Genomic DNA, 21,518 nt, shown 5'->3' on the forward strand with positions numbered 1-21,518 from the left:
GCAGGTCAGCCACTGGCTCCCCCAACCTCGCTCCTAAGGCGGTGGTCCGAGTCAAGGGATGCCCCAGTTCAGCCTGTTGAGGGGTGAGGCGTAGCCCAGCCTCAAGTGCTCGACCCTTCGGAAGTCGTGTCACGCCTCCCAGGTACGTTGAGCCGTCAGCCGAGGGGGAACGCTCGCGAGGGAGCGCCCCGCAACGCGTGGCTGCGGGGCGCCGATCCACTTTCACAACGGGCCCTAGTGGGGTTTAGTCGACCGTCTGCCCGTCGTTCACACCGCCTCTGCAGGTCGGGAGCATGGGCGTCGACCGATCGATCGTTCCGCCGCCGTCCGTGCACTCACCCGGGGTGACGCTGGCCGGGGTGACGCTGGCCGGGGTGACGCTGCCCGCGGTGGCGGTGGCGGTGGCGGCGCCTGTGAGGCCGAGTCCGGCGAGGGCTGCCGTGGCGAAGACTGCGGCGAGGATTCGTCGAATGCGCATTTGGTTCGCCTTTCACAGATTGCCTCGGTTGGGGCACTACTCAGCCAATTGTTCATCCATGTGGGTGACACGTCATGTTGGGCCGTTCGATTGACATTGCTGTCGGGTGCGGGGTCGGTGACGCGACCCGTCAGAGCGGATGGAAGCCCGTGCAACATCCGTGCCAGAAAGAGCGGATCCCAGCGGTCAAGAGCAGTCAAGCGCGACGCCCTCGCGATTAATCACCAGAGGCCGTTTGCGCTGGTCAGCGTCAACCCCCTCCGTGACGGCCCGGTGATTCCCAAGCCCAAGGCGCTTCGTTGCCGCGGCGGACAGATCCCGGGTACTGCTCCCCCCTCGTCGCCGATCAGCTTCGCGGACAGTTCGGCTGCGAGGTCAGCCAAGCCGACCAGGTCCACACCGCGTGGGCCCCGGACAGAATCACTCGTCCCTCGCACCAATGGAGCCTGACCGCGACGCTGTCCAGGCTGCCCCATATGAACACCGGTTGCCGGCCTACGCTGTGCAGGTCGAGGTGGCCTTCTTGCCGAAGTGCCGCGTTGTTGTGTGCAAACTCAAGCCAGTCGCGCAGCGAGATGGGGCGTTCCTCGCTGTCCAACCAGTCTGAGGTGGGCCAAAGGTTTGTACGGCCAAGCCCGCAGTGAGTTGGAGGCCGTCCTCGCCCACCGGCGCGCCATCCTCGGCGACACCCCACATGGACACCCTGGACACCCTCACCACGTGGAAGGTACTCGCGAGCGTTCCGCAGCTTCGTGCGGTCATCAGCCCTGATGGCTGCCCGACCGAGGCTCCGGGTGCCAGGAGGCCGTGACGGCGGATCCAGGTGTGTCGGATATGAGGTCCCGATTCCCCCCATCATGTCCATATGCGGGCTCGTCACTGGTGGTCTCAGTTGGGGTCTCGATACCCGCCCGTTTCGTCGCTGCCCGCTCTGGTCCGCCGACGTCCGAGTACGCCCGTGACCAGGGATGGAGCCTCACTCGCAGACGCATGTGGACTCGCCCGGATCAAGGTCGGACACCTCGTAATGCGTAGGTCCCCGGCGTCGGCGGCACCCTGACGGCAACCGGTGACGGCAACGGCTGTGCACATCCCCGTATCGCGGAGCACTTCTGCCTACCCGGCAGGTGACGTGCGCGGCCTGAGTGGATGGGCTGTACGACGAGCAGAAAGATCTTGTGAGGCGAAGGTCGTGGGTTCGGATCCGACAGGGGGCTCTTTCTCTGAGCAGCACGAACGCCCCGAACGATGATCCGTTCGGGGCGTTCGACGTCCACGGGTGACATCGACCGGGGTGGTCACTCACGGTGGACACGGCACCTGAGCAGGCGGTCCAAGGGGCACCGCTGTGGCAGACGAACCCGGGCGCCACGCAGCGAGTCACACGAACCGGAGCAGCACCACCAGGGCAATCGGCGCGGGCAGCACAGCACGTACCACGCGCCACCGGGCGTCCCCGCGCGTGACGAGTGCCAGGAACGCGAGTGAGTACGGAGCCGCCAGCGGAATCGCCGAGACCAGGCCCACGGTCGTCGACACGTGATGCCCGAAGACCAGGATCGCCCGCAGGGCGGCCCACCCGGCCGCCCCGGCCGTAAGCACCTGAATCGTGAGCGACCTGCTCCGGTCTCGAACTGCGGTCACGCGGGACTCGGCGATCGTCTCGCGGACGATCATGACGCCCGTCCATGCGAAGAGCGTTGTGACAGCCAGGATGATGAGCAGCCCGAAGGCGGCGAGGCCGCCGTCACCGAGGATCGAGTCCGGGTGCCAGAAGATCTCGATGATGATCCAGGCGGGAACGCCCAGAACGATGCCTGCCGCCCATATGGAGACGATCTCCTTGCCCAGACGGTCCGACCACCACTCTTGCAGGGCCCGCCCCCACAGCAAGATCTTGCGCAGGCTCTCGCCCACAGGTTCGCCCTCCCCTGACCGCTCGGCATCTTAGGCCGACCTCCGGGAGCGTGGGGAACGCAGGGTGCGCACCTGTCAGGAGCGGTTGCCCAGGACTCCCCACGCCCGGCCGCCTCGCGTTCGGCTACGGGGCGACCGGGTTGCCGACGCGCTCGGTCTCGTCCTGCACGAGCAGGGAGAGCAGGGAGGCCACGGAGAGGCCGGCTTCCGCCGGATGGCGCAGCACCTTGTCCGCCTCGATGCGGTAGGTGTTCGTGCGCCCGTCGCGGGTGTGGGACAGGTAACCGTCCTGCTCGAGGTCGGCGATGATCCGCTGGACGGCGCGCTCCGTGAGCCTGCAGTGGGCGGCGATGTCGCGGATCCGGACGTTCGGGTTGTCGGCAATGGCTGCCAGTACGCGCGCGTGGTTGGTGATGAACGTCCATCCGGTGTGAGGTTCGGGCACTCCAGCCATGCCCTGCATTTTAGGGCACGCCATTGCCTGAATGCAGATACATGACATACTTTTCCGGTAACAGGTAGCAGCCGACCTGCTCCCGCGCGGAAGAGTCACGGAAGGAGACCGAGGGTGTCCTGGGATGAGGCCGTCATGCCGAAGTTCACGAGCAACGCCGGCGGGATGCGGTCGTCGGCCCGGCACGGCGAGCGTGCCCCTGGAGCCGCGGTGACCGCGTACGAGAGGGGCGGTGCCTGGGTCGTCGCCGCTCACGGCTCCTACGACACGTACTCGATCGCGCCGCTGGCGCACGCGCTGGACGCTGCCGCGAGGAAGTACCCGAAGGTGGTCCTGGACGCCTCCGGTGTCGACTTCGGGGACTCCGCGCTCCTCAATCTGCTGATCCTCACCCATCAGGCGGGAAACCTGCGCGTCGCCGCACCGCCGCAGCAGCTCCAGCGGCTCTTCGAGATGACCGGAGTCGACACGGTGCTGGAGATACGCGAGACGGTGGACGCCGCCGCCGTCTCCTGAGCGCACCATGTCGGTCACGGACCGCGGGGCGCCGGCGTGGGTGAATCGGGCCCATGGGAACTGTCGGGGTCCGGCGCGGGGTGTGGACGTACGTCCGCCGTGCTCCCGGCACGTACGTGTGGCTGGGGATCCTGTTCGTGACGACCGTCGCGCTGCACCACATGTCGCCCGAGTTCGAGCAGCACTTCCTGCGCCAGCGGTCGACCAACATCCACGAGCTGTCGCGCACCCCGGTGCGGGTGCTGGTCGCGAGCGCCATGTGGATCGACAGCGGCCACTGGGTGCCGTACGCCCTGCTGTTCTCGGTGTTCCACGCGCCGGCCGAGCGCTGGCTGGGTACGGCGCGCTGGCTGGCGGTGTGCGCGCTCGCGCATGTCCTGGCCTCGCTGATCAGCGAGGGGGTGCTGCTGAAGGCCATCCGGGACGGGATGGCTCCGCACTCCGCGGTGAACAGCCTGGACATCGGGGTGAGCTACGCGCTGGCAGGGGTCGTCGCGGTGCTCACGTACCGGATCGCGGCGCCCTGGCGGTACGCCTACCTCGCGGCGGTGCTGGTCCTCTTCGGGCTGCCGCTGGCCGCCGGGCCGACCTTCACCGACTTCGGCCACTTCGTCGCGGTGCTGATCGGACTGGCCTGCTATCCGCTGGTCAGGGGCCGCGGAGAACAACGGGATCCGAAGGAGACACCGGCCGCTCCCAGGGGTTAACGTCCCGGCCATGAGCAGCTGGGCAAACGGTGTCGTCAACGGCGGTGTCTCCTTCTGGTACGCGGACGACGGTCTGCCGGCGGCGCGGGAGCCGCTGTCCGGGGACGCCTCGGCGGACGTCGTGATCGTCGGCGGCGGCTACACGGGCCTGTGGACCGCGTACTACCTGAAGAAGGCGGCGCCGTTCCTGCGGATCACCGTGCTGGAGCAGAAGTTCTGCGGCTACGGCGCCTCCGGCCGCAACGGCGGCTGGCTGTACAACGGTGTCGCGGGGCGCGACCGGTACGCCAGGCTGCACGGCCGGGACGCCGCCGTACGGCTGCAGAGGGCGATGAACGACACCGTCGGCGAGGTGATCGCGGTCGCCGAGGCGGAGGGCGTCGACGCCGACGTGCACAGGGGCGGTGTACTGGAGGTGGCCACGACGCCCGCCCAGCTGGCGCGGCTGAGGGCGTTCCACGAGCACGAGGCGGCGTACGGGGAGAAGGACCGGGAGCTGTACGGCGCCCGGGAGACGGCCGCGCGGATCCGGGTCGCGGACGCCGTCGGCTCGACGTGGACCCCGCACGGGGCCCGGCTGCACCCGGTGAAGCTGGTGAAGGGGCTGGCGGCCGTCGTGGAGGCGCTCGGCGTGACCGTCCACGAGTCGACGCCGGTGACGGAGATCCGCCCGAAGCACGCCGTGACCCCCTACGGCACGGTCCGCGCCCCCTACGTGCTGCGCTGCACCGAGGGCTTCACCGCTTCCCTGAAGGGACAGAAGCGGACCTGGCTGCCGATGAACTCCTCGATGATCGCCACCGAGCCGCTGACCGGGGAACAGTGGGCGGCGATCGGCTGGGACGGCCGGGAGACGCTGGGCGACATGGCGCACGCCTACATGTACGCCCAACGCACCGCCGACGGCCGGATCGCGCTCGGCGGCCGGGGCGTCCCGTACCGCTTCGGCTCGCGCACCGACAACGACGGCCGTACGCAGGAGGCGACGGTGGAGGCCCTGCGGGAGATCCTCACCCGCCTCTTCCCGTCCCTGGCGGGCGTGCGCGTGCAGCACGCCTGGTCCGGAGTGCTCGGCGTGCCGCGCGACTGGTGCGCGACCGTCACCCTGGACCGCGCGACCGGCCTGGGCTGGGCCGGCGGCTACGTCGGCTCGGGAGTCGCCACCGCCAACCTGGCCGCCCGTACCCTGCGCGATCTCGTGCAGCAGGACTCGGGTCAGGGCGGCCGGACCGAGCTGACGGACCTGCCGTGGGTGAACCACAAGGTCCGCAAGTGGGAGCCGGAACCCTTCCGCTGGCTCGGCGTGCACGGCATGTACGCCACCTACCGTGCCGCCGACCGGCGCGAACTGCTGAACCCGGGCCGCGGCTCCTCCCGGCTGGCACGGGTGGCCGACCGGGTGGCGGGGCGGAACTGAGAGACGGGTGACCGGACCGGGCACACCCGGGCGGTGTGCCGGCTCACCGGCGGGGCACCGGCCGGGCCGGACCGTTCAGCCGACCGACTCCGGCACCGGCGTCTCGGTCCGGGCCCCACATATGTGCCGCATCCGCGTGCGGCCGGGAGCGCCGTGTCCCGCCCCCCGGTCCGGCCGGGGGTGTTGTCAGTGGCGGGGTGCAGCATGGGCGCATGGCGAGGAGAGCGACGGGTGGCGGGCCGGGCAGGGCCGGGACGAAGGGGGTGCGGAGGCCGGAGGTGCGGCTGCCGGCCCTGGAGCCGTGGCGCGGGGACGGGCTGGAGGCCGACGGCGACTACGACGGGCTGGAGTTCCTCCGGACGGACCTGTCCGGGCAGGACGGTGTCGGCGCCCGGTTCATGGACTGCGCGCTGACGGGCTGCCTGGTGGACGGGACGGCCCTTGGCCGGGCCCGGGTGCTGGACTCGGCGCTGACCGGCTTGCGGGGGGTCGGCACGCATCTGGCCGAGTCCACGTTCCGCGACGTCGAGGTGGTCGACGCGCGGCTGGGCGGGACGCAGCTGCACGGCGCCGTCCTGGAACGGGTCGTGGTCCGGGGCGGCAAGCTGGACTGCCTCAACCTCCGCGAGGCCCGGCTCACGGACGTCGTCTTCGAGTCGTGCGTCCTGGTCGAGCCGGACTTCGCGGGCGCGCGCCTGACGCGGGTGGAGTTCGTCGACTGCGCGGTGCGGGAGGCCGACTTCGGCGGGGCGACGCTGACGGACGTGGACCTGCGCGGTGCCGCCCCGCTGGAGATCGTGCGGGGTCTGGACCGGCTCTCCGGCGCGGTGATCAGCACCGGGCAGCTGCTGGATCTGGCTCCGGTGCTGGCGGCCGAGCTGGGGATCAGGGTGGAGGGCTGAGGCCCCCGGCCCGGATGGGCCCCGGACCGGGTACGGCCCGGACCGGTACCGGCCGGACCGGCGCGCGGTTCAGGGCACGCGGGGGAAGCGGGCCTGGAGGGTCCAGATCGCCGGGTTCTCCGCCAGGTCGTCGTGGAGATCGGTCAGGTCCGCGATCAGGTCGTGCAGGAAGTCGCGGGCCTCGCGGCGCAGTTCGGCATGGGAGAAGGACAGCGGGGACTCCTCGGCCGGGGCCCAGTCGGAGGTGATGTCGACCCAGCCGAAGCGGCGCTCGAAGAGCATCCGGTCGGTGGACTCGGTGAAGTCCAGTTCCGCGCGCTGCGGGCGGGCGGCGCGGGAGCCGAGCGGGTCCCGGTCCAGCCGCTCCGCGATGTCGCACAGCGCCCACGCGAAGTCCAGCACCGGCACCCATCCCCAGGCGGTGGACAGCTCCCGGTCGGTCTTGGTGTCCGCGAGGTAGACGTCCCCGCAGAACAGGTCGTGGCGCAGCGCGTGGACGTCCGCACGGCGGTAGTCGGTCTGCGGCGGGTCTGGGAACCGGTTGGAGAGGGCGTAGCCGATGTCGAGCACGCAGGAGATGGTGTCACGCCCGCGGCCGCACCCCCGCTCCGGTGGCCGCCACCCCTGCTCCGGTGGGCCGCGCCCGCATAGGATCACTGACATGTCCAGATCCGTGCGTCTTGTCCCGGTCGTCGCGGCCCTGCTGGCCCTCGCCCTGACCGCCACCGCCACCGCCTGCGACGGCGGGGTGCAGGGCACCCCGGGCGGCTCCGGCGTACGCGATCCGTACTTCCCGAAGGCGGGCAACGGCGGATACGACGTCGGCCACTACGCCCTCACCCTGGACTACACCCCCGCCACCCGCCGTCTCACCGGCAAGGCGGTCATCACCGCCCGCGCAACCCAGGACCTGTCCGCCTTCGACCTCGACCTCGCAGGGCTGGACGTCACCTCGGTCACCGTCGAGGGCAGGGACGCCCGCTGGAACCGCAGCGGGCAGGAACTCACCGTCCGCCCCCACGACGACCTGCGCAAGGGCGAGACCTTCAGCACGACCGTCCGCTACTCGGGCACCCCGCGGACCCTCACCGACCCGGACGGTTCCGAGGAGGGCTGGCTGCCCACCGCCGACGGCGCCCTCGCGCTCGGCGAACCCGTCGGCTCCATGGCCTGGTTCCCCGGCAACGACCACCCGTCCGACAAGGCGACCTACGACATCGCCGTCACCGTCCCCAAGGGACTCCAGGCGGTCTCCAACGGCGAGCCGACCGGCCGCAGCGACAGCGGTGGCCGTACGACCTACCGTTGGCACACCGACCAGCCCATGGCGACCTACCTCGCCACGGTCGCCGTCGGCCACTACGACATCACCCGCACCACCGGCCCGCACGGACTGCCGGTCCTGACCGCCGTCGACCCCACCCAGGCGAAGGCGAGCGCCGAGGTGCTCGCGAAGATCCCGGAGATCCTGGACTGGGCGGAGCTCAACTTCGGGCCGTACCCCTTCTCCTCGTCCGGCGCGATCGTCGACCGGCCGGACGACGCCGGCTACGCCCTGGAGACGCAGAGCCGGCCCGTCTTCCCCGGCGCCCCCGACACCACCACCCTCGTCCATGAACTGGCCCACGAGTGGTACGGCGACTCGGTCACGCCCGCGTCCTGGCGGGACATGTGGCTCAACGAGGGCTTCGCCACCTACGCCGAGTGGCTGTACAAGGAGGACCACGGGGGCCCGAGCGCCGAGGAGACCTTCAGGAAGCTGTACGAGAAGGACGACGACACCGTCTGGGCCTTCCCGCCCGGACGGCCGTCGAGCGCCGCGCACATCTCCGACGAGCCCGTCTACACGCGCGGCGCGATGGTGCTGCAGAAGATCCGGCAGAAGGTCGGCGACGACACCTTCTACGACATCGTCCAGGGCTGGGCCGCCGCCCACCGGCACGGCAACGCGAGCACGGCCGACTTCACCGCGTACGTGGAGAAGAAGGCCCCGCACCACGACTTCGCCGGGATCTGGCGGGACTGGCTGTACGGGGACGGCAGGCCGGACCACCCGTGACGGGCGGCCCGGCTGCCTCACGTGCCCCGGATCGCGGCTACTTGACGTTCACGGCCTTCCAGGCCGCCGCCACCGCGTTGTACTCCGCGCTGCCCGAGCCGTACAGGGCGGCCGCGGCCTGCAGGGTGCCGGTGCGGGCGCCCGCGTAGGTGGTGGTCGAGGTGAAGTACGTGCTCAGGGCCTTGTACCAGATCTGGACCGCCTTGTCCCGGCCGATGCCGGTGACCGTGGAGCCGTCGTAGGTGGGGGAGTTGTAGGACACCCCGTTGATCGTCTTCGCGCCGCTGCCCTCGGACAGCAGGTAGAAGAAGTGGTTGGCGACCCCGGACGAGTAGTGCACGTCCAGACGGCCGACGGACTTGGACCAGTAGTCGGCGGAGCCGCCGTCCTTGCTCGGCTTGTCCATGTAGCGCAGCGGGGTGCCGTCGCCGTTGATGTCGATCTTCTCGCCGATGAGGTAGTCACCGGTGTCCGAGCTGTTGTTCGCGAAGAACTCCACCGAGGTGCCGAAGATGTCGGACGTCGCCTCGTTCAGGCCGCCGGACTCACCGCGGTAGTTGAGCTTGGCCGTGGCCGCGGTCAGACCGTGGCTCATCTCGTGGCCGGCGACGTCGAGCGAGGTCAGCGGGTCGGCGTTGCCCGTACCGTCGCCGTACGTCATGCAGAAGCAGCTGTCGTCCCAGAACGCGTTGACGTACGCGTTGCCGTAGTGGACGCGGGAGTAGGCGGCCCTGCCGTCGCCCGCGATGCCGTTGCGGTTGAACGCGGACTTGTAGAAGTCCCAGGTGACGGCGGCGCCGTAGGCGGCGTCGACGGCGGCCGTCTGCCGGTTGGTGACGGTGCCGTTGCCCCAGGCGTCGTCGGCGTCGTGGAAGAGGGCGCCGGTGCCGCTCGTGCCGCCGTTCAGGTCGTAGGTCTTGTGGCCGCCGCGACCGCCGTCGATCAGGTCGTAGCCGCCGGAGGAGGAGGCGGTGGTGCCGATGGTGACCGTACCGCTGTACTGGCTGGTGCCGGTGCCGGTCTCGACGGCCTCGTAGGAGTAGATCTTCTTGCCGGTCCGCGCGTCGGTGATGACGTGCAGTTCGCTCGGCGTGCCGTCGTGCTGGAGGCCCTTGACGACGGACTCGTAGGCGAGGACCGGCTTGGCGCCGGCCGCCCAGACGACCTTGCGGGAGGACGAGGCGGTGGCCTTGGCGGTGCCGGCGGCCTTCAGGGCGGTCTTCTTCGCGCTCGCCGAGGTGACCGCGGCCGTGGTGGTCGGCACGGATATCCGCGCCTTGGCCGCCTTGTCGACGCCCTTCAGGTCACCGTTCTTCGCCACGTGGGTGACCAGGTCGCCGCCGAGCACGGGCAGGCCGGCATAGGTGCGCTCGTAGCGGGTGTGCACCGTGCCGTTCGCGTCCTTCAGCACGTCCCGGACGACCAGCTTCTCCTTGGCGCCGAGGCCGAGCCGGTGGGCGGCGGCAGCGGCGTGGTCCTGGGCCGACTTCAGGGCGGCGACCCGGGCCGGGGCGCTGAGCGCGACCGCGGAGCCACCGGAGGGGCGCGGGGCGGGGGCGGCGGTCGCGGCGCCGTTCTGCAGCGCGAGGACGACCATCGCCGCCGAGCCGATCAGGGCGGTGGCGCGCACGGCGGTCTTGCGGGGAGCGGACACTCGATCTCCTTCTGACTGGTCTCGTGGGGAGAGACACAGATGGGTCACAGGAAACGCACAGGGGTTGCGGCGAGCGAGGAGAGAGTGACACCCGGGACGGTCTGTTTGACAGAGCGCCAACAAGAATTTACTTGTTCGTATCCGAAAGGCGTGCCGTGGGAACCGGTATGCGGACGATTGTCGGAGCGGCCAACTCCGCACCTGGCGAACGCATCTGAGCATCGGTGGGCATGAAAAACCGGGCCGCGGCAGGCATGCCGCGGCCCGGAAGGGGTGTTCAGGCTCGGTCGCGTCAGACGTTCACGCCGAAGTCCTGGGCGATGCCGACCAGGCCGGACGCGTAGCCCTGGCCCACCGCGCGGAACTTCCACTCCGCGCCGTTGCGGTACAGCTCACCGAAGATCATGGCCGTCTCGGTGGCCGCGTCCTCGGAGAGGTCGTAGCGGGCGATCTCCGCGCCGCCGGCCTGGTTGACGATACGGATGTAGGCGTTGCGGACCTGGCCGAAGTTCTGGCCGCGGTTCTCGGCGTCGTAGATGGAGACCGGGAAGACGACCTTCTCGATGTCGGCCGGGAGCGCGGCCAGGTTGACGTTGATCGCCTCGTCGTCGCCCGCGCCCTCGCCGGTGCGGTTGTCGCCGGTGTGGACGATGGAGTTGTCCGGGGTCTGCTTGTTGTTGAAGAAGACGAAGTGGCCGTCCGAGTAGACCTTGCCCTGCGGGTTGACCGCGATGGCGGACGCGTCCAGGTCGAAGTCCGTGCCGGTGGTGGTGCGGACGTCCCAGCCGAGGCCCACGGTGACGGCGGTCAGGCCCGGAGCCTCCTTGGTGAGCGAGACGTTGCCACCCTTGGACAGGCTTACAGCCATGTTGGGAGTCCCTTCCTTAGATGTCCCTGCACATGTGTGCCGACGAAGCTACCGTCACCGGGAACAACGTCGAGGGGGGTCCCGGTGGTTCCGGATCCCTTTACCTTTTTTACCCGCGCGGGTGAAAACCGGGTGACGTGGGGCCCGCCGGGCCGGGAACATGGGAGGCATGTCCGGTCCCTACCTCATCCGTGGCTCCGTCTCGCTGCCCGAGGCCGAGCTGACTTGGCGTTTCTCCAGGTCGTCCGGGCCGGGCGGGCAGCACGTCAACACCAGCGACTCGCAGGTGGAGCTGCGGTTCGACCTCGCGAACACCGAGGCGCTGCCGCCGGTGTGGAAGGAGCGGGCGCTGGAGCGGCTGGCCGGCCGGCTGGTCGACGGCGTCGTCAGCGTCCGCGCCTCCGAGCACCGCTCGCAGTGGCGCAACCGCGAGACCGCCGCCGTGCGCCTCGCCTCGCTCCTCGCCGAGGCCACCGCGCCGCCGCCCAAGCCGCGCAGGCCCACTCGCATCCCGCGTGGCATCAACGAACGCCGGCTGCGGGAGAAGAAGCAGCGCTCGGAGACCAAGCGCGGGCGCTCCAGCCGCGACTGGTCCTAGCGCGGCGCGCCGCGGTGACCGGCTCAGCCCAGCCGGCGGTAGCGGCTGCGGAAGTAGAGCAGGGGGCCGCCCTCCACGCTCGGTACCCGGGCGGTCAGGACGCGGCCGATGACCAGCGTGTGGTCCCCGGCGGCCACCCGCTGCTCGGTGCGGCACTCCAGGGTGGCCAGTGCGCCGCCCACCAGCGGTGCGCCGGTGACCTCGCCGCGTTCGCAGGCGATGTCCTCGAAGAGCAGGCGGTCGCTGATGCGGCCCTTCATGGCGAAGCGGCCCGCGATGTGCCGCTGGCTCTCGGTGAGCACCGAGACCGCCCACTGGGGCTGCTCGTCCAGCAGGTCGTCCATGCGCGAGCCCTCGCGCAGGCTGACCATGACCAGCGGCGGGTCGAGCGAGACCGACATGAAGGCGGTCGCGGTCATGCCGACGTCCTCGACGCCCGGCGCCCCGGGGTCGTCGGGATCGAGCGGCGGTTCCTGCGCGGTCACCAGGACCACGCCCGCCGCCAGCCGTGACATCGCGGCCCGGAACTCGTCGTTGCTCACCCCCTCAGCATGCCCGGAAGCGGAGAGGGCGGTGGGGGAGGCGGTGTTCAGCACGTCGGCCACGCTAGTCCCCGCCCTCGGCGGGCCGCATCGGGCCCGCGCCCGACTCGTCCTACCCGCCTGGACCTAGGTCCGCCCGGGCCGCCCGGGTAGGGCGATGTGCGCATCACCTGCGCACTCGGGCCGGGTTCACACGCAGAAAAAGCACAGGCGAAATGCAGAAACTTCACCCAGCTGTTCACGTTCTCCTGTGACTTGAGTCACAAGGGGCAGGAATTGTTGACCCTGTGTACCGAGTGGGCAGCGCGCTGTGATTCAGTGGCGGGGAAGCTGATAAGGAACCGTAAGAGGCACCCTGGAGAAGCGCCGACGACAACCCTTGGTTCGCTGCGAGGTCGCGGGGGGAGGGCGAGCATGGAGACCGAGTCGGAGCCGTACGTCCGCCTGGCGTCCCTGCGGCAGTTGCACCAGGTCATGGCCGACATGAACACGGCACGCAGTCTGGCGGACACACTGCAGACCGTCGCCGACGGCGCCGTGAACGCCCTCGGGTACGAGATAGCGTGCGTGAACCTCGTCCGCCCCGACGGCGATCTCGTCGTCGCCGCGCTGTCCGGCAACTCCGCCGCCGAGGCCCTCATCACCGGCCGGGCCGGCTCCCGCGACTCCTGGGACCGGCGGCTGGCCATGGGCGAGCAGTGGGGCGACCTGGTGTTCATACCGCACACCGAGGGCTGGGTCCTCGACGACGACGACGTCCCGCAGTGGTACACCGACGGGCCCGCGCCGCGCTTCGAGGACGAGTGGCACCCCGCCGACCGCCTCTTCGCCCCGATGTACACCCCCGGCCTGCAGGGCGGCTCCTCCGGCGAACTGCTCGGCGTCATATCCGTCGACCGTCCGCGCAACGGCCGCCGCCCCGGCGCCTGGGGCCGCGAGGCCCTGCAGATGTACGCCTTCCAGGCCGCCATCGCGATCAGCAACGCCCGGCTGCGGGCCAACATGCAGCGCGCCCTGGTCCGGCTGGAGCGCGAGCAGCAGGCGCTGCGCGCCAGCGAGGAATCCTTCCGGCAGGCCTTCGAGTACGCCCCCTCCGGCATGGCCATCGCCGAGATGGGCGGTGACCAGCACGGCCGCATCCTGCGCAGCAACGACGCCCTGTGCCGGCTGCTGGGCCGGCCGGCCTCCGCGATGCGCCGCTACTCCTTCTCCGACCTCGTCCACCCGGAGGACATCGGCACCCTCCTGCGCACCTCGGCGGAGGGTGGCCGGGCGGAGCTGCGGCTCGGCCGCCGGGACGGCAGCTACGTCTGGGTGAGCCTGCGCAACAGCGTCGTCGCCGACGCCGCCGACGGCCCCCGATTCCTGCTCACCCACGTCGAGGACATAGAGGAGCGCAAGCGGCGCGAGCTGCAGCTCGCCCACCGCGCCTCCCACGACTCGCTGACCGGCCTGCCGAACTCCGCCGAGCTGCGTTCGCGGCTGTCGGGCCGCCTGTGCCGGCGCCCGGCGCACACCAGCGCCGTGGAGTCCCTGGACGCGGCCTACGGCCACCCCTCCTTCGGCGTCGCCCCCGGGCACGGCTTCGACTTCGCGCCGGGCACGGAGGCGTTCGACGCCTTCGACCACCACGTGCACATCGTCGCGCCGGAGGAGGGGCGGGACGACGGCACCAAGGGCCTCGCGGTCCTCTTCTGCGATCTCGACGGCTTCAAGTCGATCAACGACCGGTTCGGCCACAACGCGGGCGACGCGGTCCTGATCGAGGTGGCCCAGCGGCTCTCGCGCGGGGTCCGGGACGGCGACACGGTGGCCCGGCTCGGCGGCGACGAGTTCGTGATCCTCGCCGACGGCCTCGGCCGCGCCGACGCCCAGGACCTCGCCGTACGGCTGCGCAACGAGATCATCCAGCCGATCCGGGCCGAGGGCCGGGCCGTCCGGGTGGGCGCCAGCTTCGGCATCGGATGGGCGCACTGCGGCATGACGGCGGACGAAGTGCTGAAGTCGGCCGACGAGCGGATGTACGTAGAGAAACGATCTCGTCCCAAACAGCATCGACGCGCGGGATGAACCCCAGGTCAGCGAGTTGATGCGGTCTGAGTCACCTGTTTGGGCCAGCCGGAGCGGGTAGGCTCGCCATTCCACACCTTGACCGCATCCGCCCGCACCTGTTGAGGAGTACCAAGGGATGACGCCCGGCGACAACGGCGCGAGCACGCCCGAGGACGACGACCCGTTCGGCTACCTGTACGCAGACGGCCAGGCCCGGGGAGCCCAGCCGCCGTCCGGCGGTTACGGCTACCCGAACTCGGTCAGCAGGGTGCGTACGGTCGGCGAGCGCCAGTACGGCCAGCAGCAGGGGCCCCAGGGCCAGCAGGCCGCCCCGACGCAGCAGGGCGCCTACGGTCAGCCGAACGCCTACTACCAGGCCCCGGAGACGCTGCCCGGCGGAGTCCCGGCCGGCAGCCGCCCCGGGCCGCCCGTGCCCGCCCGCCGCGGCCCCAACACCAAGGGCCTGCTGATCGGCGCCGTCGCGGTGGTCGCCGCCGTCGTCATCGGCATCGGCATCGCGATGATCAACGGCAACTCCGACGACGACGGCAAGCCCGGCAGCGACGTCGCCGCGAGCCCCGCCCAGTCCCAGAGCCACTCCCCGAGTCCGTCGAGCAGCGCCTCGGCCCCGTCGGGCGAACTGCCGAAGGCGGACGCCAGCGGCCTCCAGCTCGCGGGCGGCGCGACGAAGGCCTCGGACGTGAAGGGCGCGCAGGCCGCGGGCGGCGTCTACGTGGGCGGCCTGGAGACGGTGGGTTCCTCGGTCACCTGGACGGTCGACGGCATCCCCGAGGACGGCGTCTACACGCTCCTGGCTCGGTTCGACAACCCCGGTGACGACCAGTCGATGACACTCACCATCAACGGCGAGAAGTTCGGCGGCGGGATGAACCTCGGCAACTTCACGGGCCAGGACGACCCGGAGAACGCCTGGACCGAGACGTTCGCCTACCCGAGCCTGAAGAAGGGCTCCAACACCATCTCGCTGTCCTGCCAGACCGGCGACAAGTGCAACGTCCTGCTGGACCAGTTCCGGCTGAAGAAGGGCAAGGTCGGCCGGGGCTGAGGCCGCTCTCCCGGATCCTTCCCCGGGTGCGGGACCCCAGGCCATGTCGTCGAACTCCCGCCTGCCCCGCGGGCGGACGCCGGGAGCTTGACGACAGAGCCTAGGCCGCGCTGACCTCGCCGGTCACCGCCACCCGGGCCAGCAGTTCCTCGTACGCCGTGCGGTCGAACTCGCCCGCGGCCGGGGCCAGGACCGTCGCCGCCGACAGGGCGGTCGCGCGGGCCAGGCGCTCCGGCCAGGGGAGGTGCTCCACCAGGCCCGACAGCAGGCCGGCCGTCGCCGAGTCGCCCGCGCCCGTCGGGTTGCCGTGGAGGCGGGCCGGTGGGGTGGCGCGCCAGCGGCCCTCGGGTGTCGCCGCGAGGAGGCCCTGCGGGCCCAGGGAGGCGACCACCGCATGCGCCCCGCGGCGCCGGGCGTCCTGCGTGGCGCGCAACGGCTCGTGCGAGCCGGTCAGTTCGGCCAGTTCGTCGGCGTTCGGCTTGACGATGTCCGGGCGGGCGGCCACCGCGCGGCGCAGGGGTTCGCCGCTGGTGTCGAGGAGGACGGGGACGCCGTGGGACCGGGCGGCGCGCACGAGGTTGGCGTAGGCGCCCACCGGCACGCCCGGCGGCAGGCTGCCGCACAGGGCCACCGCCGAGGCGGCGGGCAGGAGTTCGTCGTAGCGGTCCAGGAAGGCGCCCCACTCGGCCGGGGCAACCTGCGGGCCCGGCTCGTTCAGCTGGGTGGTGTCCCCGGAGAGGTCGTCCACGACGGCGATCGTGCGCCGGGTGGCCCCGGCGACCGGGACCAGCGCGTCCGTCACCCCCGGCGTGTCCGCGAGCAGTTCGCGCGTCTTGCGGCCCGTGGCGCCGCCCGCGAAGCCGGTGGCCGTCACCTCGTGCCCGAGCGCGGCCAGCACCCGGGCCACGTTCAGGCCCTTGCCGCCCGGCCGCTCGGCGACCTCCGAGACGCGGTGCGAGGTGTGCGGCCGCAGCGACCGCACCCGGTAGGTGATGTCGAGAGCGGTGTTCAGCGTGACCGTGAGGATCACCGGTCCGACCTCCCTCGAAGTCCGTGCCCGTATCGGTTTCCGGCGGCACGATCATGCCAAAGAGTCGGCGGCCGGCCCAGTGCGCGGGTCGGCCGCCGCCCGGGCAGCCGGGCACGGATCAGGGCAGTTGGGGCGCGACCACCCATTCCCCCTGCCGCATCACGCCCTTGAGGTCGAAGGCCGCGTCCAGCAGGACCAGGTCGGCGTCCTTGCCCGGCTCCAGGGAGCCGATGCGGTCGGACATGCCGAGCAGCCGGGCCGGGTTGGCCGACAGCGCCGCCACCGCGTGCTCGACCGGCAGCCGGTCGACGGTCACCGCCCGCTTGAACGCGCGGTCCAGCGTCAGCGTCGACCCCGCGATCGAGCCGCCCTGCACCAGCCGGGCCACGCCCTCGCTGACCTCGACCTCCAGCGGGCCGAGCATGTAGCGGCCGTCGCCGATGCCGGCCGCGTCCATCGCGTCGGTGATGAACGCGACCCGGCCGGCCCCCGCGTGGTGGAAGGCGAGCTGCAGCGCGGCGGCGTGCAGGTGCGTGCCGTCGTTGATCAGCTCGACCGTGACCCGCTCGTCCTCCAGCAGGGCGGCGATCGGACCGGGCGCGCGATGGCCGAGGCCGGGCATGGCGTTGAAGAGGTGGGTGGCGACGGTGGCGCCCGCGTCGATGGCCTCCACGGTCTGCTCGTACGTGGCGTCCGTGTGCCCGATCGCCGCGATGACGCCGTGCTCGGCGAGCAGCCGTACCGAGTCGATGCCGCCCGGCAGCTCGGCGGCGAGAGTGATCATCCTGGCGTGGCCGCGTGCCGCGTCGACCAGCTTGCGGACCTCGGCCGGGTCCGGGTCGCGCAGCAGTGCCTCGGAGTGCGCGCCCTTGCGGCACGGTGAGATGAACGGGCCCTCGAAGTGGATGCCGGCGATCTCCCCCTGCTCGGCCAGCTCGCTCAGCAGCCCGGCCTGCCGCACCAGCAGGTCCATCTCGTCGGTGACGGTGGAGGCGACCAGGGTGGTGGTGCCGTGCAGCCGGTGCGTGCGGACGGCGGTGAGGATCTGCTCGGGCGTGCCGGAGAAGGAGGCCCCGCCGCCGCCGTGGTTGTGGATGTCGACGAAGCCGGGCACCAGCCAGTGGCCGGTGACGTCGACGGTCTCGGCGCCGGCCGGGGCCGTGCCGGTGATGCGCCGGCCGTCCACCGCCACCTGGCCGCCCTCCACGACTCCGGTGGGAAGGACCACCTTCGCGCCGGTGAGCAGCCGAGGGCCGGTGGAGGCGGGGCGCGCCCCGTGGCGGAGCCGCGTGCCGGCACCGCCCGGTGCCCCCGGGGCGGCGCTGCTCCCACCCGGAGCTCGACTGTCCCGCTCGGTTGCCATCAGGTGCTTACCTCCGGAGTCGTAGAAGTAGAGGTGGTCAGCAGGTCCCGAGCGAGCAGCCCCGCGCCCAGGCAGCCCGCCGTGTCGCCGAGGGCGGCGGGGACGACGGCCGGCAGCCGCTGGAAGGTGACCCGTCGCCGGACGGCGTCCCGCAGGGGCTGGAACAACACTTCACCCGCCTCGGCCAGGCCGCCACCGATGATCAGCGTGCGCGGGTCCAGCAGGGTGAGCGCGGTGACCAGGCCGTCGGCGAGCGCGTCCACCGCCTCCTGCCAGACCCGGACGGCGTTCGGATCACCGGACGCGACGGCCTTCGCGCAGTCCGCCGCGTCCGCCTCCGCGTCCCCGCAGGCCGCGGCCCAGGCCTCGCTGACGGCGGACGCGGAGGCGTACCGCTCCAGGCAGCCGTGCTGCCCGCAGGGGCAGGGCGCGCCGCCGGGCCGTACGACGATGTGGCCGATCTCGCCCGCGAAGCCGTGGGCGCCGGCCTCCACCCGCCCGTCCAGGCCGATGGCGCCGGCGATCCCGGTACCCAGCGGCACGAACAGGAACCGGTCGGTGCCGCGCCCCGCGCCGATCCGTCCCTCGGCGAGCCCGCCGGTGCGCACGTCGTGGCCGAGGGCGACGGGGACCCCGAGCCGTTCGGCCAGCAGGGCGCGCAGCGGGACGTCCCGCCAGCCGAGGTTGGCGGCGTAGGCGGCGACGCCCCGCCGTTCGTCGACGATGCCGGGGACGGCGATGCCGGCCGCGGCGGCGGCCTCGCCGTAGTGCTCGACGCCGTACGCGCGCAGCTCGGCGGCGAAGTCGAGGATCGCCGCGACCACCGCGTCGGGGCCGCGTTCCCGGCCGGTGGCGCGGCGGGCGCGATGCAGCAGCGCGCCGTCGTCGCCGACGAGGGCGGCCTTCATCCCGGTACCGCCCACGTCGAGGGCGATGACATGTCTCACCACGGGGCCTAGTGTGACCCCCGCACCCGGGAGAGGTCTAGTCCACTCACGTGGTGTAGACCTTACGTGTCCACATATCGAACAGTCAGACAGCAGGGTTGGGGCTTTGAGGGTGCGTCGGCGTACGGCAGGAACGACCGCGGTGGTGTCCGCACTGGGCATGACGGTGGTCCTCGGCGGCTGCGGGAGCACGGACTCCTCCGACGTGACCCTCAGACTCGTCGCCGCCGACTACGGCGCCTCGGCCGCCGACGGCTCCCAGAAGTACTGGGACGCCCTGGTGAAGGACTACGAGTCCGCGCACCCCGGCGTGAAGGTCGAGGTCAGCGTCTACTCCTGGAACGACGTCGACCGCAAGGTCAGGGAGATGGTCGACGACGGGCACGCCCCCGACCTGGCCCAGATCGGCGCCTACGCCGACTACGCCGCCGCCGGCAAGCTCTACCCGGCCTCCGACGTGCTCTCCATCCGCACCCAGGCCGACCTGATCTCCCAGCTGTCCGACGCGGGCCAGTGGGAGCACACCCAGTACGGCATCCCGTTCGCCGCCTCCACGCGCGTGCTCTTCTACAACAAGACCCTCTTCGCCGAGGCCGGCATCAAGCCCCCCACCACCTGGGACGAACTGGCGGCCGACGCCGCGGCGCTCAGGGCGAAGGGCGTGAAGTACCCCTACGCCCTGCCCCTCGGCCCCGAGGAGGCGCAGGCCGAGACCATGCAGTGGCTGCTCAGCGGCGCCCGCAGCGGCAACGGCTACACCGACGACGTCGGCACCTACAGCATCGACTCCGAGCAGAACGTCGTGACCTTCGACTGGCTCAAGGACGAGCTGGTCGGCAAGGACCTGACCGGCCCCGTCGCCCCCGGCAAGCTCAACCGGGCGGACGCCTTCGCCGCCTTCGCCGACGGCGAGGTCGGCATGCTCAACGGCCACCCCACGCTGATCCGGCAGGCCACCGCCAAGGGCGTGAAGTTCGGCATGGTCCCGATGCCGGGCCGCACCGGCAAGGCCGCCTCCATGGGCGTCGCCGACTGGATGATGGCCTTCAGGCAGAACGGGCACGCCGCGCAGATCGGCGACTTCCTCGACTTCGTCTACTCCGAGAAGAACGTCCTCTCCTTCTCCCGCGAGTACGGCCTGCTGCCGGTCACGAGCTCCGCCTCCACCGCCATGAGCGCGTCGGGCGCGGCCAAGGACAAGGTCCTGCGGCCCTTCCTCGACCAGCTGCCCACCTCCCAGCTGTACCCCGTCGGCAAGACCTCCTGGGCGGCGGTCAGCGCCGCCGTGAAGAAGGACATCGGCCGGGCGGTCGCCCCCGGCGGCAGCCCCGTCGGCGTCCTCACCCGCCTCCAGGCGACGGCCACCGCGGCCGACAGCCGCGACGCCGGCTGAGTCGCCGGCCGGGCGGCCGGCCGGGCCGCCCGACCGGGCCCGCTGTCGGTGCCCGGCGCTACGGTGGCTCCCATGGAACTCGGCCACCGCGAACAAGCCATCCTCGCGCTGGAGCGCCGGAACTTCCCCGGTCCCGGCGCGAAGGAACGGGCGATACGCGAGGAGCTGGACCTGTCGCCCGTGCGCTACTACCAGCTCCTCAACGCCCTGCTGGACGACGAGCGCGCCCTGTCCCACGACCCGGTGACGGTCAACCGGCTGCGCCGGGTACGGGAGTCCCGCCGAGCCGAACGCTGAGGAGTGGAACCCGCCCCTCGCGGATAGTGTCGCCGTATGGGCACCCACACGACGGACTCCCCGGACCCGACGAACCCGGACCCTACGAACCCGGACCCGACCGGCCCGACGGCCCCGCTGCCGACGCCGGCCACCCAGGCCGGCCGGGACGGGCTCGCGGCCCTGCTCGCGCGGCCGCGCACCGCGGTGATCGGCCTGGACTTCGACGGCACACTGGCCCCCATCGTCGACGACCCCGAGCAGGCCCGCGCCCATCCCGAGGCCGTACCCGCCATCGCCGCGCTCGCCCCCAAGGTCGCCTCCGTCGCCGTGATCACCGGCCGGCCCGCAGGGGTGGCGGTGCGCCACGGCGGCTTTGCCGGCGTCCCCGGCCTGGAACACCTCACCGTCCTCGGCCACTACGGGGCCGAACGCTGGGACGCGGTCACCGGCACGGTCACCGCGCCCGCCCCGCACCCCGGCGTGGCGGCGGTCCGCGCCGAGCTGCCGGGGCTGCTGGACCGCGTCGGCGCCTGGCAGGGCACGTGGATCGAGGAGAAGGGCCGGGCGGTCGCGGTCCACACCCGCCGCGCGCAGGATCCGCAGGCCGCGTTCGACGCCCTGGTCGAGCCCCTCACCGACCTCGCCACCCGCCACGGGCTGATCGTCGAACCGGGGCGGATGGTGCTGGAACTGCGTCCGCCGGGCATGGACAAGGGCGTGGCGCTCGCCGAGTACGTCCGCAGGACCGGCGCCGGGTCGGTCCTCTACGCCGGTGACGACCTGGGCGACCTCCCCGCCTTCGCCGCCGTCGACAAGCTCCGCTCCGACGGTGTTCCCGGCCTGCTGGTCTGCAGCGGCAGCACGGAGGTGACGGAGCTGGCCGAACGGGCCGACCTGGTGGTGGACGGCCCCCTGGGCGTCGTGACCCTCCTCCGCGGCCTGGCGGCCCGCCTGCGCTGACACGGCGCCCCGGCGCAGCGGCGACGTGTGAGTGCCGGTGACCGCGGCTCCCCAGGGGCGCGGGGAACTGCGCGCCCAGCCACGGGCGGCCCGCGGCTGTTCGGGTCGGGGTTGGATCGCTTGCCCGCGCGTGCGGGGTGCCGCTGCGCCCACCCGTGCCGCCCCAGCGGCACGACTGCCCGCAGCTGCGGCGTTCGGGGGCGCGGGGAACTGCGCGACCAGCCACCGACGGCCCGCGGCTGCGGTGGCGGGGTGTCGCTGCGGCGACGTGTGAGTGCCGGTGACCGCGGCTCCCCAGGGGCGCGGGGAACTGCGC

21 protein-coding genes are annotated in these 21,518 nt (G+C 71.9%); 11 read left to right on the plus strand and 10 right to left on the minus strand.

Annotated features, from left to right (window positions below; genetic code table 11):
* Positions 1-244: 244 nt before the first annotated feature.
* The 3 genes from IE177_RS23935 to IE177_RS23945 form a co-directional block, all read right to left on the minus strand.
* Complete coding sequence (locus IE177_RS23935) at positions 245-478, minus strand: hypothetical protein (protein WP_190017461.1); 234 nt, start codon at positions 476-478, stop codon at positions 245-247.
* Positions 479-1,858: 1,380 nt separating this feature from the next.
* Entirely contained in the window at positions 1,859-2,395 is a 537-nt protein-coding gene (locus IE177_RS23940) for a hypothetical protein (RefSeq protein ID WP_190017462.1), read from the minus strand.
* Positions 2,396-2,519: 124 nt separating this feature from the next.
* Positions 2,520-2,849: a helix-turn-helix transcriptional regulator gene (locus tag IE177_RS23945; RefSeq protein ID WP_190017463.1), complete on the minus strand. Its 330-nt coding sequence runs from the start codon at positions 2,847-2,849 to the stop codon at positions 2,520-2,522.
* Positions 2,850-2,963: 114 nt separating this feature from the next.
* On the opposite strand from IE177_RS23945, the gene IE177_RS23950 reads away from it, so the two are divergent.
* The 4 genes from IE177_RS23950 (at position 2,964) to IE177_RS23965 (ending at position 6,391) form a co-directional block, all read left to right on the plus strand.
* Positions 2,964-3,365, plus strand: coding sequence for an STAS domain-containing protein (locus IE177_RS23950; protein ID WP_308431590.1), 402 nt, complete (start codon positions 2,964-2,966; stop codon positions 3,363-3,365).
* Positions 3,366-3,418: 53 nt separating this feature from the next.
* Positions 3,419-4,072 carry a rhomboid-like protein gene (locus IE177_RS23955; RefSeq protein WP_190017464.1) on the plus strand — a complete coding sequence of 218 codons (654 nt, stop codon included), beginning with the start codon at positions 3,419-3,421 and terminating at the stop codon, positions 4,070-4,072.
* 10 nt (positions 4,073-4,082) lie between these two features.
* Positions 4,083-5,489, plus strand: a complete 1,407-nt coding sequence (locus IE177_RS23960; RefSeq protein ID WP_190017465.1) for an NAD(P)/FAD-dependent oxidoreductase — start codon at positions 4,083-4,085, stop codon at positions 5,487-5,489.
* 212 nt (positions 5,490-5,701) lie between these two features.
* Positions 5,702-6,391 (plus strand): pentapeptide repeat-containing protein, encoded by a 690-nt coding sequence (locus tag IE177_RS23965; protein ID WP_190017466.1) that lies wholly within the window; start codon positions 5,702-5,704, stop codon positions 6,389-6,391.
* A 69-nt stretch (positions 6,392-6,460) separates the two neighbouring features.
* Here IE177_RS23965 and IE177_RS23970 read toward each other — a convergent pair whose 3' ends face one another.
* Positions 6,461-6,961, minus strand: a complete 501-nt coding sequence (locus IE177_RS23970; protein WP_190017467.1) for a hypothetical protein — start codon at positions 6,959-6,961, stop codon at positions 6,461-6,463.
* Between the two features lie 91 nt (positions 6,962-7,052).
* Between IE177_RS23970 and IE177_RS23975 the strand changes: the two genes are divergently transcribed.
* Positions 7,053-8,450, plus strand: coding sequence for a M1 family metallopeptidase (locus tag IE177_RS23975; protein ID WP_190017468.1), 1,398 nt, complete (start codon positions 7,053-7,055; stop codon positions 8,448-8,450).
* A 37-nt stretch (positions 8,451-8,487) separates the two neighbouring features.
* On the opposite strand, the gene IE177_RS23980 is transcribed toward IE177_RS23975, so the two are convergent.
* On the minus strand, positions 8,488-10,047 hold the full coding sequence (locus tag IE177_RS23980; RefSeq protein ID WP_229816252.1) for a M4 family metallopeptidase: 1,560 nt from the start codon (positions 10,045-10,047) through the stop codon (positions 8,488-8,490).
* A 349-nt stretch (positions 10,048-10,396) separates the two neighbouring features.
* A complete protein-coding gene (locus IE177_RS23985; protein ID WP_190017470.1) occupies positions 10,397-10,972 on the minus strand; it encodes a TerD family protein in 576 nt (191 codons plus the stop codon).
* A gap of 160 nt (positions 10,973-11,132) precedes the next feature.
* On the opposite strand from IE177_RS23985, the gene arfB reads away from it, so the two are divergent.
* The gene (gene arfB, locus IE177_RS23990; RefSeq protein ID WP_190017471.1) at positions 11,133-11,570 is read left to right on the plus strand and encodes an alternative ribosome rescue aminoacyl-tRNA hydrolase ArfB; all 438 of its coding nucleotides are present in this window, start codon (positions 11,133-11,135) and stop codon (positions 11,568-11,570) included.
* 23 nt (positions 11,571-11,593) lie between these two features.
* Here the strand turns inward: arfB and IE177_RS23995 are convergent, their stop codons facing one another.
* Positions 11,594-12,166 (minus strand): flavin reductase family protein, encoded by a 573-nt coding sequence (locus IE177_RS23995; protein WP_229816238.1) that lies wholly within the window; start codon positions 12,164-12,166, stop codon positions 11,594-11,596.
* A gap of 360 nt (positions 12,167-12,526) precedes the next feature.
* On the opposite strand from IE177_RS23995, the gene cdgB reads away from it, so the two are divergent.
* Positions 12,527-14,182 (plus strand): diguanylate cyclase CdgB, encoded by a 1,656-nt coding sequence (gene cdgB, locus IE177_RS24000; RefSeq protein ID WP_190017472.1) that lies wholly within the window; start codon positions 12,527-12,529, stop codon positions 14,180-14,182.
* A gap of 118 nt (positions 14,183-14,300) precedes the next feature.
* Positions 14,301-15,230, plus strand: a complete 930-nt coding sequence (locus IE177_RS24005; protein WP_190017473.1) for a carbohydrate-binding protein — start codon at positions 14,301-14,303, stop codon at positions 15,228-15,230.
* A 100-nt stretch (positions 15,231-15,330) separates the two neighbouring features.
* On the opposite strand, the gene IE177_RS24010 is transcribed toward IE177_RS24005, so the two are convergent.
* From IE177_RS24010 to IE177_RS24020, 3 genes are all read right to left on the minus strand, one after another.
* The gene (locus IE177_RS24010; RefSeq protein ID WP_190017474.1) at positions 15,331-16,260 is read right to left on the minus strand and encodes a 1-phosphofructokinase family hexose kinase; all 930 of its coding nucleotides are present in this window, start codon (positions 16,258-16,260) and stop codon (positions 15,331-15,333) included.
* 118 nt (positions 16,261-16,378) lie between these two features.
* Positions 16,379-17,506 carry an N-acetylglucosamine-6-phosphate deacetylase gene (gene nagA / locus IE177_RS24015; protein WP_229816253.1) on the minus strand — a complete coding sequence of 376 codons (1,128 nt, stop codon included), beginning with the start codon at positions 17,504-17,506 and terminating at the stop codon, positions 16,379-16,381.
* Positions 17,507-17,622: 116 nt separating this feature from the next.
* Positions 17,623-18,570 (minus strand): ROK family protein, encoded by a 948-nt coding sequence (locus tag IE177_RS24020; protein ID WP_190017589.1) that lies wholly within the window; start codon positions 18,568-18,570, stop codon positions 17,623-17,625.
* A 112-nt stretch (positions 18,571-18,682) separates the two neighbouring features.
* Between IE177_RS24020 and IE177_RS24025 the strand changes: the two genes are divergently transcribed.
* The 3 genes from IE177_RS24025 to otsB all read left to right on the plus strand — a co-directional run bounded on the left by IE177_RS24025 (position 18,683) and on the right by otsB (position 21,202).
* The gene (locus tag IE177_RS24025) at positions 18,683-19,963 is read left to right on the plus strand and encodes an extracellular solute-binding protein (protein ID WP_444545625.1); all 1,281 of its coding nucleotides are present in this window, start codon (positions 18,683-18,685) and stop codon (positions 19,961-19,963) included.
* Positions 19,964-20,035: 72 nt separating this feature from the next.
* Positions 20,036-20,260 (plus strand): DUF3263 domain-containing protein, encoded by a 225-nt coding sequence (locus IE177_RS24030; RefSeq protein WP_190017477.1) that lies wholly within the window; start codon positions 20,036-20,038, stop codon positions 20,258-20,260.
* A 36-nt stretch (positions 20,261-20,296) separates the two neighbouring features.
* Positions 20,297-21,202: a trehalose-phosphatase gene (gene otsB, locus IE177_RS24035; RefSeq protein ID WP_190017478.1), complete on the plus strand. Its 906-nt coding sequence runs from the start codon at positions 20,297-20,299 to the stop codon at positions 21,200-21,202.
* Positions 21,203-21,518 lie beyond the last annotated feature (316 nt).

Origin of the sequence: Streptomyces lucensis JCM 4490, from assembly GCF_014650035.1 — a bacterium.
GTDB lineage: Bacteria > Actinomycetota > Actinomycetes > Streptomycetales > Streptomycetaceae > Streptomyces > Streptomyces lucensis.